This window comes from Arthrobacter sp. NPDC056886, assembly GCF_042788715.1.
Taxonomy (GTDB): domain Bacteria; phylum Actinomycetota; class Actinomycetes; order Actinomycetales; family Micrococcaceae; genus Arthrobacter.
Genome location: NZ_JBHUBT010000001.1, coordinates 477733 through 490724, shown reverse-complemented (window position 1 = coordinate 490724; position 12992 = coordinate 477733). Strand labels below are relative to the sequence as shown.

Sequence of the window (12992 nt, the reverse complement as noted above, 5' to 3'; positions counted from 1 at the left end):
CCCCTTGTGGCGGGCCCTCTGGGGGCAGCCGCGAAACCGTCCACGGTGCCTCGCTAGGGGCATAAGTACCTAGCGCGGCATGGAATATCGGCGTATTGCTGGTGATGTGAACGCCGCCAGGTTCCTCGAGCCGGACGCCGGCCATACCGGCGCCAATATCCCCGCCGCGGGGCCGTGGCATTCAGGGGATCGGAGCTCCGCACGGGGGCATGCCGGAGCCCGGCGTTCCCGGCCCTGGAGCCGCTACGTCGCCATGGGAGATTCGTTCACGGCAGGCGTCGGCGACCCGGAACCGCTGAGCCCCGGGGGCATGCGGGGATGGGCGGACCGCATTGCCGAGGAACTCGGTGAGGGCCGCGGCGAGTTCGGGTACGCCAACCTTGCCATCAGCGGCCTGGTTCTGCGCGAAATCCTCGACCAGCAACTCGGACCGGCCCTGAGCCTGAAGCCGGACCTCGTCACCCTCTCGGCTGGCGGGAACGATCTCGTGTTCCATCGCGGCGATCCGGACCGGATGGCGGCCGCCCTCGACGACGGCGTGGCAGCGCTCTCTGCCACCGGGGCCACTGTGGTCCTGTTCACCGGCCCGGACTGGGGCGAGACGGCCGTGTTCGGACACATCCGGGGGAAAGTCGCGGTTTTTAACGAACATATCCGTGTCATCGCCGCCCGGCACGATGTCCTTATCGCTGATCTGTGGGCTCTGCGGCAACTGAGCGATCCGCGGATGTGGGATCCGGACCGTCTGCACTTTTCGCCGCTGGGACACCACACCATTGCAACCATGGTCCTGGACACGCTCAACGTGCCCCACCGCCTGCGGCCGCTGGAGCCCAAGCCCATGCCGCCCGGCAACTGGCGGGAGGCCCGCGCCGGCGACCTGGCCTGGGTGGCGCACTACATGCTGCCCTGGGTGGTGAGCCGGATCAGGCCGCGGGCAGACAACCTGCCCCGGCAGGCCAAACGCCCGCTGCCGGGGCCCCCTCCCGGGGTCCCCGACTCCGGTCCCCAACCCCTAGTCCGGCCGGGTTCAGTCGGCTAGTCTGCAGGAACGGCCCGCAGCCGGGCATCGATGGCGATCACGAGGAGCGAAGTTGTCTAATCACACTTACAGCATTTCTGAAATTGTCGGAACCTCGAACGAGGGCGTCGATGCAGCCGTCCGGAACGGCATTGCCGAGGCCGCCAAGACCCTCCGGAACCTTGACTGGTTCGAAGTCAAGGAGATCCGCGGCCACCTGGAAAACGGGCAGGTGGCCGACTGGCAGGTCACCATCAAGCTCGGGTTCCGCCTGGAGCGCTGACGCCAGCCTCCGGAGCGCCGGCGGCACGCATTGGGAGCAACGGCGGCCGCCTTCGGAGGAAACCCGCAATTCGTCAGGGCGGGGGACGTCGGGACGGAGAGGAGCGCGTTATGCGTTACACGCACCTTGGCCGCTCCGGTCTGACAGTCTCGCGCCTGTGCCTGGGGACCATGAACTTTGGCCCGCAGACCGAGGAGAGGCAGGCCTTCGCCATCCTGGACACCGCGCAGGCCGCCGGCATCAATTTCATCGATACCGCCAACGTGTACGGTGGCTCGAGCCACCGCGGCTGGACGGAGGAAATACTCGGCCGATGGTTTGCCCAAGGAGGCGAGCGCCGTGAGCGCACGGTGCTCGCCACCAAACTGTTTGGCACCATGACCGACCGGCCCAATGAGTCCAAGCTCTCGGCCCTGCACATCCGCCGAGCGCTCGATGCCAGCCTGAAGCGGCTGCAGACGGACTACATCGATCTCTACCAGTTCCATCATGTGGACCGGAACACGCCCTGGGAGGAGATCTGGCAGGCTATCGAGGTCGCCGTCCGGCAAGGCAAGATCCTGTACTCCGGCAGCAGTAACTTCGCCGGATGGCACATCGCCCGCGCCCAGGAAATCGCCGCCCGCCGCAACTACAACGGGCTGGTCAGCGAACAGTCGATTTACAACCTGCTGACCCGGGACGCGGAACTGGAAGTTATCCCTGCGGCCCAACAGTACGGCCTGGGGATCTTGCCATGGTCGCCGCTGCACGGCGGCCTGCTGGGCGGCGTGCTGAAGAAGGACGGCGAGGGCGTCCGCCGCGTCGCCGGTCGCGCCCTCGAGGCGCTCAAATCGCACCAGAAACAGATCCGGCGGTACGAGGACTTCGCCGCGGAGCTGGGTCAGGAACCGGCGGACGTGGCGCTCGCGTGGCTGCTCCACCAGCCGGCCGTCACGGCTCCGATCATCGGCCCGCGGACCCCCGAGCAGCTCGAGGCCTCCATCAGGGCGCACAAGTTGAAGCTCGACGCCGACGCGCTCAAGCGCCTGGACGAGATTTTCCCGGGCCATCGCACTGCACCGGAAGACTACGCGTGGTAGGCCCCGGTCGGCGTCGGGCATGCCAAACGCACAATTGAGCACGAACATTTGGACCGTGAAAATTTGAACCGTGAACAACTGAACGAATGACAACGAAACAACGCCTGTACGCACCGTGAGCTCCCGTGAATCATCCGGCCCCATTGCGGCTGTTTTGGCACCCCGCCAGACAAACCCACAGGGAGCCGGGTGGCACTTTGATAGTAAGCATGATTAGTATTGAGGCAGAAGGATGAAGCGCACCCGGCAATCCGGGTGCCTCCTCAATGAAAGAAGAAGGAACGAAAAATGGGTTTTCTCGCATTTCTGATTCTGGGCCTCATCGCCGGAGCAATCGCTAAGGCCATCCTCCCGGGACGTCAGGGCGGTGGCATCATCATCACTCTGATCCTCGGCGTCGTCGGCGCCCTCCTGGGTGGATTCATCGGCAGCGCACTGTTCGGCGTAGGCATCAACGAGTTCTTCTCGCTGTCCACCTGGCTGCTGGCCATCGGCGGTGCGATCATCGTCCTCCTCGTTTACGGCATGATCAGCAAGCGCTCAGCCCGCTAACACGGAGACTGACCGGAAACCGGTCCCGGGATATTCCCGGGGCCGGTTTTTTGCATTACTTTGACAGGCAAGGGTGGCCTGCGGGCCGCAAGAGCCAGCCCCGCCACCCACTGTTTAGGAACTGATCAGAAACGTCTATTTTTACCTACGTCAGGGAGCAGGAGCACAGCATGAAAGGCAAACTTCTTTTCGGCATCGGAGTGGCAGCAGGATATGTCCTGGGATCAAGGTCCGGCCGCGCCGCCTATGACAAGCTCAAAGCCCGCAGCGAAGAACTGTGGCACAGCAAACCGGTCCAGGACAAGGTGTCCGCGGCAGCCGAAACAATCAAGGACAAAGCCCCGGAGGTCTCCGAGCAGCTCGGCGAAGCCGCCCGCCGCGCGGGTACTGTCATCAGCTCCGCCGTTCACCGCGATGCCGGACACGGGGGCACCTCGGCGGCCACGCCCGGAACAACCACGCCCGGAACAACCACGCCTGCAACAGCCACGCCCGCGACTCCGGATGTCCGTTCCGACCCTGCACTCAACGACCTGGACGGCCAGGACTGGTCGGACGAGGGCGGCGCCACCCCAGCCGGTCCCGCTACCAACGTGGACGGGGACAAACTAGCCTAGGCGGTATCCACAGGGACCGCCGGAGCTGCCCTCGGGCAGCTACCGTCCGTCGGCAGGCACCAGTGCACCGGCCACCACCGTAGCCCCTAGCTCCTCGGAGCGCAGCACGCGGGCCGCCAGTCCGTGCCTGCGAAAAATTCCGGCCGTCTGGGCGGCCTGCCGGCGGCTGGTCTCTATCAGCACGTGGCCGCCGGGCATCAGCCACTCCCGCGCGCCGGCGGCGACCCGGCGCTGCACCTCCAGCCCGTCGGCCCCGCCGTCCAGGCAGGCCCGCGGCTCATGCACGCGCGCCTCCTGCGGCATGGTTTCGATGTCGGCCGAGGGCACGTAGGGGGCGTTGACGGCCAATAAACGGACGCGGCCCCGAAGCCCCGGCGGCAGCGGCGCATAGAGATCGCCTTCGTGGACCTCCCCGCCCAGTGGCAGGACGTTGGTGCGCGCGCACGCCACGGCCGTGGGATCAATGTCCGCGCAGTGCAGTTCGATAGGGCAGTGCAGCTCGGCGGGGCCGGCGAGCGCGGCCAGCGCCGCGCCGACAGCACCGGACCCGCAGCAGAGATCAACGACGACGGGTGCCGGGCGGTCAGCACCCGGCACCCTGCGCCGAGCGTCCAGCAGCGCAGCAGCCTGCCGGACGAGGAATTCCGTCCGCCGCCGCGGCACAAACACTCCGCTGGCGACCGCGATGCGGAGTCCGCAGAATTCCGCCCAGCCGAGTATGTGCTCCAGTGGGAGGCCGGCAATTCTCCGGGCGGCTATCGCCTCGAGTGCCTCCGGCGTCGGGGCTGCGTCGATCATCAGGCGGGCTTCGTCTTCGGCAAACACGCAGCCGGCTGCTCGGAGCCTGGCCGTGAGGGTCTGGTGCGGGGAACGATGGCGGGTTACTGGCATGGGAGCGCCTTTCGGTCTGGTGTCAGGCGCCCTCACCGTGAGCTGGCCGCAGCAGGCACTGCGGGGAGGGCACCCTTTCTGGACTTGCGTGAACGGGACCCACCTCCTTTTGCTGCAGTTGCTCGGACTCCCCCATGCTACCGAAGGCGCAGGATCTCAGGTGATAGGGCCCCGGGGACGTTCCGGCGGTTCGTGACGGCTTGTTTGCGACGGTTGCTTGCTGAGGTGCCGCGCCGCGGCAGGGCCGGCTGGCAGGATGTCAGCATGGACTCCATCCCTGCAAACGACCTCATCTGGACCGGCTCCTACACGGCAGACTCTGGCGGCAGAGGCGCGGGGATCGGCGCGCTTGCCGCGTCGTCCGACGGCACCCTGCACTGGCTCGGAGTCGCGGCTGCGGCCGACTCACCGTCTTTCCTGGCGGCCCACCCCACCCTCCCCGTGGTCTACGCCGTGGCCGAGCAGGCCGGGACTGCCCGGGCCTACCGCCGGGCCGGTGCGTTTGGCCTGGAGCCCGAGGGCCCCGCGTGGCCGGCTGGCGACGCCGCCTGCCATGTCGCCATCGAGCCCTCCGGCCGCTTCCTCGTAGTCTGCTGTTGGGGCGACGGCCAGGTGCTGTTCTATGAGCTCGACGCCGACGGCGGCATCATGGACCGGACCGCCGCCGTCGAGTCGCTTGACCCCTACGGTGACGTTCCCGACGGCGGCGCCCCCGAACGACAAAAGCGGCCCAGCCGTGCGCATGCCGCGCTCATGCTGGCCGACGGCCGGGTGATGACCACCGATCTCGGCCACGATCTCCTGCGGATCTGGAATGTCCGCTCCGGACCGGGGCCGGTGCTGGGGCCGGTTCTGGAGCATGAGGTGGTCCTGCCACGGGGCAGCGGCCCCAGGCACCTGGTCCAGCACCTGGGCGGCAACGTCTTTATCGTGACCGAGTATTCAGTCGAGGTGGCCGTGGCTGTACTGGCGCCGGACGCCGGGGACTTCCGGCTCGGTTTCGTCGGGCCGGCCACCGCCGGTGGGGCGCTGCCGGGAGACTCGGCGGCCGAGATCGCGTTGGCGGCAGGCGGCAGGCACGCTTATGTGGGCGTCCGCGGCTCGAACCGGGTCAGCGTGCTGGAGGTGGAGGCCGGGGGCGCGGCGCTGCGGCCGGTGGCCGATGTCCCCAGCGGCGGCAACTGGCCCCGGCACCATCTGGTCCGCGACGGGTCGTTGCACGTCGCCCACGAACGCTCCGGCGATGTCGTCACGTTTCCCCTGGACGCGGAGTCGGGGCTGCCGGGGGGCCCAGCGTACCGGCTGCACGTGGCCTCCCCCACCGCGCTGGTGCCGGCCCGGCCCCGGTTCTCAGCGCGAGATTGAGGGAGTGACGCCTGCGTGGCCCCGTTCGAGACCGTCCCGCTGGAAACCGCCGTCCAGCTGGAAACCGCAGTCGCAGCGCCACACGGCAGGGAGTGCCAAGGATGGGTCGGCGGGCCCGAACGAGTACGAGGACATGGCGTCCGGCTCAGGCGAGCGCCACTCCATGGGTGCACCGCAGTGCATCGGGGCCCAGTCAGAGGGAACCGTCAGAACCGTCGCCAAGTGCCCGGCAAGGGTTGCGGATTCAGCCACGGCGCCTACTCTCGTTTGATGTCGAAAAACAACTAGTAAGCATACATATAAGTAGTTAAACGAGCTAGTCGCGCCGCTCGTCGCCAAGGGCCGCGCTCATCCGGCGCAGAAACGTGATGACCACCCGGGCGTCCTCGGCGCTCATCGACTCGGCCACCTCCATCATCCGCTGGTGCATGTGCCCGAGCGTGGCGCGGACCTCGGAATCGGTCGCCATCGTCGGCACGATCACCAGCGAGCGCCGGTCGGTCGGGTGCGGCTCGCGCCGGACGTGCCCGCTGGCCGCCAACCGGTCGATCAGCGACGTGGTGGAAGCGGTGGTGATGCCCAGGACCCGGCTGAGATCCTTCGGCCCCACCCGCTGGCCGGTCGCCGTGGCACGCAACAGGTAGCGCAGGGCCAACAGGTCCGTCTCGCCCATCCCCATCGAATCGCGGGTGGACCGTCTGGTCGCCACCTCCGAGATCCGGTAGTCGCGGAGGGCCTGCAGGAGGGCCGCAGGGGTGTCCAGGCCGCCATCGGCGCCATACCAATATCCGGAGGCGCCGCAGGTGTCCATTCGCCAAGCCTAGCCGAACTGGTAGCTAGCCAGCCGTACTATCCAGCCGCCCGCAGCCACAGGGTCCCGCAGCGCCGAGGGCCCCGGAGCTCCGGGCATCGCGCAACGGGAAAGGACCGAGGGCAGGCACAAAAATCCCCGGCTTCCTGTTGCCAGGAAACCGGGGATTTTCCACTCTTCGCTAAAAGAGTGGGCCCTGTGGGGATCGAACCCACGACCCACGGATTAAAAGTCCGATGCTCTACCAACTGAGCTAAAGGCCCCAGCCGATAGCTCCGAACCAGCGGATAAATCCGCTGCTGCGGTGCGTTTCAGCCCAGTCCATTTCTGGACGTTAATACTGTACCCCAGACCTGGGCCGGCATTTTCCACAATCCCCGGGACCGGCGTCGTTGGTCACCGGCGTCACCGGCTGCAGCGCTGGCCCATCCTCGATTCCCTTGCGGCACTGGAGTAGCGTGGGGGCATGAGCGAGCAAGCAGGATCAAGCGCCACCGGCCCGCGGCACCACAAGCCGAAGCCCTTCGCGCCGATCGACTTTGAGCCCTTCGCCGGCGGGGCCGATCCCGCCCGCGTCTCGGAGGCGGCCCATCTGGCCGCGCAGGCGCTGGTGCGCCGCGGCCGCGACAGCGACGACCCCAAGGTCACCAAGCGGCTCGTGAAACTGGCGGATGAGCAGGGTCTGGAAGCGATTGCCGAAATGTGGGCCGAAAGCCCCGCCCGGTCCCTCCCCGGCGCCCTGTGGCGCCTGTACGCCCTGCGGGCCGCCACCATCCAGGATCCCGAGCGCATCTCCGTTTACTTCAAGGCGGGCAAGGACACGGCCCAGGTTTCGCATGTGGTGGCCGGCGCAGCCGAACCGCCCGGCGCGGATGAGATGAAGTCCATGGCGGACGCCATTCTCTCCGGGGCGTTCGACGGCGAATTCGACGTCGCGCTGGAACGTTCTGCCGCATTCTGCCGCGTGGTGGCCCTGGGACAAGCGACGCTTGCCGACAACGCCGAGCACAGCAACGAGAACCACGCCAGCAAGCTCACCCGCAACTCGCATCTGCTGGTCAAGACGGCGGAGGACCTCGAGCACGCTGCCAATGCGTGGCGGCTGGGCGAACTGGACTAAATGGCCGGCTGGCCGGGGCCGCAGGCGCCCGGATGAGGGGCTGAAACCACCCCCGATACGCACGGCAGGGGCAGGCTGTCAATGTTGACTTGCAAGAACCTACGTAGAAAACTGAAAGCGGTGCCGAACCGCGAAACCCCCGGGCTTCAACATTTAGCCGCCTAGAGCGGCCTACCGCCGAGAGGCGTATCCGGTTCGGCACCATTTTCATGCCTTCGTTGCCTCCGGCTTTGGCTGCCTTTTTGGCTGCCATTTCTAGCTCGCACGCGCCTTCACCGTCACACGCCGCGTCCGGCCGGTCCGGGCCGGACTCGGACGGTAAAGTAATGCGTATGCGCTGGTCACCGTCAAGTCACACGGCCGGCGGACTCCACCCGCGAGCCCCTCTTCGGAAGACCGGTGACACCACGTGAAGCTGCGCCTGTTCCCGCAGGAGTCCGCCGGACTGAACCTGCTCTCCCAAATGGCGCGCCAGATCGTGCTGGCGACCGGAACCCTCTCGGAGATCCTCGGTGCTCCGGCCAGTGAACATGCCCGGCTCGTGGAAGACATGCACAACCATGAGGCCAAATCGGCGGAGCTGCACTTTGCCCTCCTGACCCACATGCGGACCAGCTTCGTAAACCCGCTGCCGCGCGAGGACATGTACACGCTGTCCCGCTTCCTCAACGAGGCCATGGAGAAGCTCGACGCGGCGGCCGAGCTCGTGTCCCTCTACAAGCTCGAACGGCTGCCCAAACGCGCCGCTGACCAGCTGGAAATCATCAGCCGCCAGGCCGAGCTCACGGTCGATGCCATGCGGAAGCTGAATAACCTGGACGACCTCGAGGACTACTGGATCGAGATCCTGCGGCTGGCCAAACGCGCCGAACGCACGCACCGGGTCTGGGTCGCGGACATGCTCCACGAGATGAAGGCGATGCAGTACGCGCGCAACCGTGACGTCGCGAACCAGCTCGTGGAAGTCACGAAGGACATGCGCCGGATCGCCACGCAGGTGGGCAGCATCATCGTCAAGGAATCCTGACGTGATGATGTTCTTCCTGGCCCTGGTGCTGCTCTGCGCCGGGGCCTACGCATTTCTCAACGGCTTCAGGGACGCGTCCGCGTCGGTGGCACTGGCCGTGAGGACGCGGGCGTTGACCCCAACAGTGGCGGTGCTGCTGGCAAGCCTTTTCAACTTCATCGGCGCCGGGCTCAGCGCCGCGCTGACGCTGGCCGTGAGCCAGGCGTGGCTGTCGCTACCGCCGGGCACGAACGGCCTGACGATCCTGCTGGCCGCGCTACTCAGCGCCATCCTCTGGGGCCTGTACATGTGGTGGCGCGGCATCCCGGCGTCCTCCACACATGCCTTGGTCGGCGGGCTCGCCGGGGCGGGGGTCGCGAGTGTCGCCGTCGGTGGTAACCCCGTCACGGGCGTTGACGCCTCGCTGCTGTCCCAGGTGGTGATGCCGCTGCTGGTCTCACCGGTGATCGCCTATGTCGGGTCGTACCTGCTGGTCTGGCCTGCCAGCTGGGCCGCCCGCTACACGCCGCCCAACGTCGTCAACACCCGCTCCCGCAGGGCCCAGGCCATTGCTGCCGGCGCTGTCGCCTTCGGCCACGGGCTGCAGGACGGCCAGCGCACCAGCGCGGTGGTGATCCTGGCGCTGCTGGCGGCCGGGCTCGCCGACGGCGGCTCCGTGCCGATGTGGGTGGCCCTGCTGACGGCCGTCTTGTTGTCGGCGGGGACCCTGGCCGGCGGCTGGCGGATTTCCTACACCATCGGCTACCGGCTGACCCGGATCGACCCCCTGCGCGGATTCGTCGCGCAGATGTACACGGCGGTGATGCTGCTCGTGGGCGCGATCGGGCTGCACTGGCCCGTCTCCACCACCCACACGGTGACGGCAGCAACCCTCGGCGCCGGCGGCCACCAGACTTTCCCGGGCACCAACCGCCTGCTGGTGATCCGCATCCTGGCGTTCTGGGTCCTGACCCCGGTTGCCACCGCCGCCGCCGCGTTCGTCCTTCAGCTCGCGCTCTCCCCGGTGGCCGGCCTGTAGGACCGGTTCCTACAGACACGTCTTGGCGCTACGCTTTCGCCCATGAAGCCCCGAGCAATCCTCGCTACGGCCCTGCTGACGGTCGCCGTTGTGGTTGCCATCATCGTGGCGTGGATACTTTGGCGTCCCGAAGTAATGCTGCTTTGATCCCCATTCAGGGGCCTTCAGCGACGTTCCCTGGGCCGACCTGACGCCTCCGGAGCTGGCGCGCCAATCTGCTCGGCCCTTGGTCGCGTCGCCTGTCCGGAGGCGTTGCGGGTTATCCGAAGCGGCCGGAAACGTAGTCCTCGGTGGCCTTCTCGGTCGGGTTGCTGAAGATCGTCGGGGTGTCGCCGAACTCGATCAGCTTGCCCGGCTTGCCGGTACCGGCAATGTTGAAGAAGGCCGTCTTGTCCGACACGCGGGCCGCCTGCTGCATATTGTGGGTCACGATTACCACCGTGTACTGGTCCTTGAGCTCGTTGATGAGGTCCTCAATGGCCAGCGTCGAGATCGGGTCCAGGGCGGAGCAGGGCTCGTCCATGAGGATCACCTGGGGCTCCACGGCTATCGCGCGGGCAATGCACAGGCGCTGCTGCTGGCCACCGGAGAGTCCGGAGCCGGGCTTGCCCAGACGGTCCTTGACCTCGTTCCACAGGTTCGCTCCCTGCAGGGAACGCTCTACCAGGACATCGGCCTCGCCCTTGGAGATCTTCGTGTTGTTCAGCTTCACGCCGGCCAGCACATTGTCCCGGATGGACATGGTGGGGAACGGGTTGGGGCGCTGGAACACCATGCCGATCTGGGAGCGGACCGTCACCGGGTCAACGCCGGGGCCGTACAGGTTGTCACCGTCCAGCAGCACCTCGCCTTCAACCCGCGCACCGGGGATGACTTCGTGCATGCGGTTCAGGGTCCGCAGGAAAGTGGACTTGCCGCAGCCTGAGGGGCCGATGAAGGCCGTGACGGACTTGGCCTCGATGTTGATGTTGACGTCTTCGACTGCCAGGAATTTGCTGTAGTAGACGTTCAGGTCCTTGACGTCGATGCGCTTAGACATGGTGTTCCTTCACTTGCTGGAGGTATGGGCGGCGGGCGCGGCGGTGGCCTAGCGGCCTGTCTTGGGGGCGAACATGCGGGCAATCAGGCGGGCGCCGAGATTGAGCAGCATCACCAGGATGATGAGCACCAGGGCCGCGCCCCAGGCCCGTTGGGAGGACGGATCCGGGTTGGACGGCGAGGTCGGGTTCAGGATCTGGGTATAGATGAACGTCGGCAGCGAGGCCATCCAGCCGCTGAACACGTTGGTGTTGATGGTGGTCGCGAACCCGGCGGTGACCAGAATCGGCGCGGTTTCGCCGATCACGCGGGCGATCGCCAGGGTGATGCCGGACGCGATGCCGGAGATCGCCGTCGGGAGGACCACTTTGAGGATGGTCCGCCACTTGCGGACACCGAGGGCGTAGGCGGCCTCGCGGAGTTCGTTTGGCACGATCTTGAGCATTTCCTCGCTGGAGCGGACCACCACCGGGATCATCAGCACCGAGAGTGCGACGGCGGCAACGGCGCCGGTCTTGGTGCCCGGACCGACCAACGCGAAGAAGGCGGCGGCGGCGAAGAGGCCCGCGACAATCGAGGGAATGCCGGTCATGACGTCCACGAAGAAGGTGATGGCCCGGGCCAGTGCGCGGTCCTCGCCGTACTCTACGAGGTAGATCGCGGTCAGCAGGCCCACGGGGACCGAGATGAGGGTGGCGAGCACCGTGATCAGCAGGGTGCCCATGAGCGCGTGGTAGATGCCGCCCACCACGGGGGCGCCTTCCTCAACGGTCTTGTTATCGAACGCGCCGGTGACACCGTTCATGGAGGTGGTGAGGAATCCGGGGTCCAGGAGCCCGGGAAGCCCGTTGATCAGCACGGTCCAGATCACCGAGAACAGGGGCAGCAGGGCAACCAGGAAGGCGCCCACCACCAGGCAGGTGGCCAGCTTGTCCTTGGCCTTGCGGGCGCCTTCCACAACCAGGCTCCAGCCCACCAGGCCGGCGGCGAAGAGGATGCCGGAGACGATCCCCCAGCCGAAGGCGTTGAAGCCGATGAGGGCCAGGATCGCGGCGCCGAGGACCAGGGCAACGGCCAGGACGATGTACGGCGCGGCCTTGGGCAACTGGCCCTTGGTCAGTGCCGAACGCTTGCGTACCGGGGTCAGGGTGGAGGTCATTTAGTTGGCTCCCGAGAATTCTTTGTGCCGGGTGATGATCCCGCGGGCGATCATATTCACGCCGAGGGTGATGACGAACAGCACCAGGCCGGCGGCGATCAGGGTGTTGACCTTGAGTCCGCTGGCCTCGGGGAAGTTCAGGGCGATTTCGGCGGCGATGGTCTGGTTGCCGGACTGGATCAGGCTGGCCGTGAGGGCTCCGGAGGAAAGGACCAGCGCCACCGCCATGGTCTCGCCGAGGGCACGGCCGAGTCCCAGCATCACGGCGCTGATGATTCCGGGCCGGCCGAACGGCAGCACGGTCATCCGGATCATTTCCCAGCGGGTGGCGCCGAGCGCCAGCGCGGCCTCTTCGTGCAGCTTGGGGGTCTGCAGGAAGATTTCGCGGCTCAGGGAGGTGATGATCGGCAGGACCATGACGGCCAGCACGATCCCGGCCGTGAGGATGGTCTTTCCGGTGGCGGAGGCTGGACCCTGGAAGATCGGCAGCCAGCCCATGTTGTCGGCCAGCCAGTTGTAGGCCGGGGAGATTTCCTTGGCCAGGAACGCAACGCCCCAGGCGCCGTAGACCACGGACGGGATGGCGGCGAGCAGGTCAATCACGTAGCCCAGGCCGGAGGCGAGCTTGCGCGGTGCGAAGTGCGAAATGAACAGCGCCACGCCGATGGCGATGGGCGTCGCGATCACGAGTGCGATCACGGCGGCGATGAGGGTGCCGATAACGAGCGGCCAGATGTAGGTGAGGAATCCTTCGCCGCCCTGGATCTTGTCCGGCGAGGCCACGAGGGCCGGGAACGCCTGGATGACCAGAAACAGTGCCACGCCGAAGAGCACGACGAGGATCAGACACCCTGCCGCCAAGGCGGCTGCGGAAAAGACTTTGTCACCGGTGTGGCCTGCGCCCCGGGACTTGGTCAGGGAGGTGGTGGTCACTTCACGGTCCTTCGGTTTGGATGGGGATCCGGGTGCCGGCCGCGGGGGCACCCGCGGCCGGGGTCCGGCAAATCT

The 12992-nt window shown here is 66.9% G+C and carries 15 protein-coding genes and 1 tRNA gene; 9 read left to right on the top strand and 7 right to left on the bottom strand.

The window, feature by feature from the left end; all coding sequences use genetic code 11:
• The first annotated feature begins 79 nt into the window (after positions 1-79).
• The 5 genes from ACFRJ8_RS02365 to ACFRJ8_RS02345 all read left to right on the top strand — a co-directional run bounded on the left by ACFRJ8_RS02365 (position 80) and on the right by ACFRJ8_RS02345 (position 3555).
• A complete protein-coding gene (locus ACFRJ8_RS02365) occupies positions 80-1042 on the top strand; it encodes an SGNH/GDSL hydrolase family protein (protein ID WP_377984530.1) in 963 nt (320 codons plus the stop codon).
• Between the two features lie 52 nt (positions 1043-1094).
• Positions 1095-1304, top strand: a complete 210-nt coding sequence (locus tag ACFRJ8_RS02360) for a dodecin (RefSeq protein ID WP_011690139.1) — start codon at positions 1095-1097, stop codon at positions 1302-1304.
• Positions 1305-1414: 110 nt separating this feature from the next.
• Positions 1415-2386, top strand: a complete 972-nt coding sequence (locus ACFRJ8_RS02355) for an aldo/keto reductase (protein WP_377984529.1) — start codon at positions 1415-1417, stop codon at positions 2384-2386.
• Between the two features lie 288 nt (positions 2387-2674).
• Positions 2675-2938 carry a GlsB/YeaQ/YmgE family stress response membrane protein gene (locus tag ACFRJ8_RS02350; RefSeq protein WP_018774889.1) on the top strand — a complete coding sequence of 88 codons (264 nt, stop codon included), beginning with the start codon at positions 2675-2677 and terminating at the stop codon, positions 2936-2938.
• A 170-nt stretch (positions 2939-3108) separates the two neighbouring features.
• Positions 3109-3555, top strand: coding sequence for a YtxH domain-containing protein (locus ACFRJ8_RS02345; protein WP_377984528.1), 447 nt, complete (start codon positions 3109-3111; stop codon positions 3553-3555).
• Between the two features lie 39 nt (positions 3556-3594).
• Here the strand turns inward: ACFRJ8_RS02345 and ACFRJ8_RS02340 are convergent, their stop codons facing one another.
• Positions 3595-4446 (bottom strand): putative protein N(5)-glutamine methyltransferase, encoded by an 852-nt coding sequence (locus tag ACFRJ8_RS02340; protein ID WP_377984527.1) that lies wholly within the window; start codon positions 4444-4446, stop codon positions 3595-3597.
• Positions 4447-4710: 264 nt separating this feature from the next.
• Here ACFRJ8_RS02340 and ACFRJ8_RS02335 point away from each other — a divergent pair, with 264 nt between their 5' ends.
• Positions 4711-5811, top strand: coding sequence for a lactonase family protein (locus tag ACFRJ8_RS02335; protein WP_377984526.1), 1101 nt, complete (start codon positions 4711-4713; stop codon positions 5809-5811).
• Here the strand turns inward: ACFRJ8_RS02335 and ACFRJ8_RS02330 are convergent.
• From ACFRJ8_RS02330 to ACFRJ8_RS02320, 3 genes are all read right to left on the bottom strand, one after another.
• On the bottom strand, positions 5797-6063 hold the full coding sequence (locus ACFRJ8_RS02330) for a hypothetical protein (RefSeq protein WP_377984525.1): 267 nt from the start codon (positions 6061-6063) through the stop codon (positions 5797-5799). The two genes, ACFRJ8_RS02335 and ACFRJ8_RS02330, sit on opposite strands and share 15 nt — an antisense overlap.
• 64 nt (positions 6064-6127) lie before the next feature.
• Positions 6128-6622: a MarR family winged helix-turn-helix transcriptional regulator gene (locus ACFRJ8_RS02325; RefSeq protein WP_377984524.1), complete on the bottom strand. Its 495-nt coding sequence runs from the start codon at positions 6620-6622 to the stop codon at positions 6128-6130.
• A 190-nt stretch (positions 6623-6812) separates the two neighbouring features.
• Positions 6813-6885, bottom strand: a tRNA-Lys gene (locus tag ACFRJ8_RS02320).
• 203 nt (positions 6886-7088) lie between these two features.
• Here ACFRJ8_RS02320 and ACFRJ8_RS02315 point away from each other — a divergent pair.
• From ACFRJ8_RS02315 to ACFRJ8_RS02305, 3 genes are all read left to right on the top strand, one after another.
• The gene (locus ACFRJ8_RS02315; RefSeq protein WP_277525356.1) at positions 7089-7742 is read left to right on the top strand and encodes a hypothetical protein; all 654 of its coding nucleotides are present in this window, start codon (positions 7089-7091) and stop codon (positions 7740-7742) included.
• A gap of 409 nt (positions 7743-8151) precedes the next feature.
• Positions 8152-8769: a DUF47 domain-containing protein gene (locus ACFRJ8_RS02310; RefSeq protein WP_377984523.1), complete on the top strand. Its 618-nt coding sequence runs from the start codon at positions 8152-8154 to the stop codon at positions 8767-8769.
• 4 nt (positions 8770-8773) lie between these two features.
• Positions 8774-9787, top strand: coding sequence for an anion permease (locus ACFRJ8_RS02305; protein WP_377984685.1), 1014 nt, complete (start codon positions 8774-8776; stop codon positions 9785-9787).
• A 259-nt stretch (positions 9788-10046) separates the two neighbouring features.
• Here the strand turns inward: ACFRJ8_RS02305 and pstB are convergent, their stop codons facing one another.
• The 3 genes from pstB to pstC are packed head-to-tail and all read right to left on the bottom strand — an operon-like array spanning position 10047 to position 12917.
• On the bottom strand, positions 10047-10826 hold the full coding sequence (gene pstB, locus ACFRJ8_RS02300) for a phosphate ABC transporter ATP-binding protein PstB (RefSeq protein ID WP_229995114.1): 780 nt from the start codon (positions 10824-10826) through the stop codon (positions 10047-10049).
• 48 nt (positions 10827-10874) lie between these two features.
• Entirely contained in the window at positions 10875-11984 is a 1110-nt protein-coding gene (gene pstA / locus ACFRJ8_RS02295) for a phosphate ABC transporter permease PstA (protein WP_377984522.1), read from the bottom strand.
• Positions 11985-12917 carry a phosphate ABC transporter permease subunit PstC gene (gene pstC, locus ACFRJ8_RS02290; protein ID WP_377984521.1) on the bottom strand — a complete coding sequence of 311 codons (933 nt, stop codon included), beginning with the start codon at positions 12915-12917 and terminating at the stop codon, positions 11985-11987. It lies immediately after the preceding gene.
• Positions 12918-12992 lie beyond the last annotated feature (75 nt).

Excerpts from the sequence above, each read along its gene's own strand:
- ACFRJ8_RS02365 (WP_377984530.1), top strand. The coding sequence starts at position 80 with ATGGAATATCGGCGTATTGCTGGTGATGTGAACGCCGCCAGGTTCCTC.
- ACFRJ8_RS02355 (WP_377984529.1), top strand. The coding sequence starts at position 1,415 with ATGCGTTACACGCACCTTGGCCGCTCCGGTCTGACAGTCTCGCGCCTG.
- ACFRJ8_RS02350 (WP_018774889.1), top strand. The coding sequence starts at position 2,675 with ATGGGTTTTCTCGCATTTCTGATTCTGGGCCTCATCGCCGGAGCAATC.
- ACFRJ8_RS02345 (WP_377984528.1), top strand. The coding sequence starts at position 3,109 with ATGAAAGGCAAACTTCTTTTCGGCATCGGAGTGGCAGCAGGATATGTC.
- ACFRJ8_RS02340 (WP_377984527.1), bottom strand. The coding sequence starts at position 4,446 with ATGCCAGTAACCCGCCATCGTTCCCCGCACCAGACCCTCACGGCCAGG.
- ACFRJ8_RS02335 (WP_377984526.1), top strand. The coding sequence starts at position 4,711 with ATGGACTCCATCCCTGCAAACGACCTCATCTGGACCGGCTCCTACACG.
- ACFRJ8_RS02325 (WP_377984524.1), bottom strand. The coding sequence starts at position 6,622 with ATGGACACCTGCGGCGCCTCCGGATATTGGTATGGCGCCGATGGCGGC.
- ACFRJ8_RS02315 (WP_277525356.1), top strand. The coding sequence starts at position 7,089 with ATGAGCGAGCAAGCAGGATCAAGCGCCACCGGCCCGCGGCACCACAAG.
- ACFRJ8_RS02305 (WP_377984685.1), top strand. The coding sequence starts at position 8,774 with ATGATGTTCTTCCTGGCCCTGGTGCTGCTCTGCGCCGGGGCCTACGCA.
- pstB (WP_229995114.1), bottom strand. The coding sequence starts at position 10,826 with ATGTCTAAGCGCATCGACGTCAAGGACCTGAACGTCTACTACAGCAAA.
- pstA (WP_377984522.1), bottom strand. The coding sequence starts at position 11,984 with ATGACCTCCACCCTGACCCCGGTACGCAAGCGTTCGGCACTGACCAAG.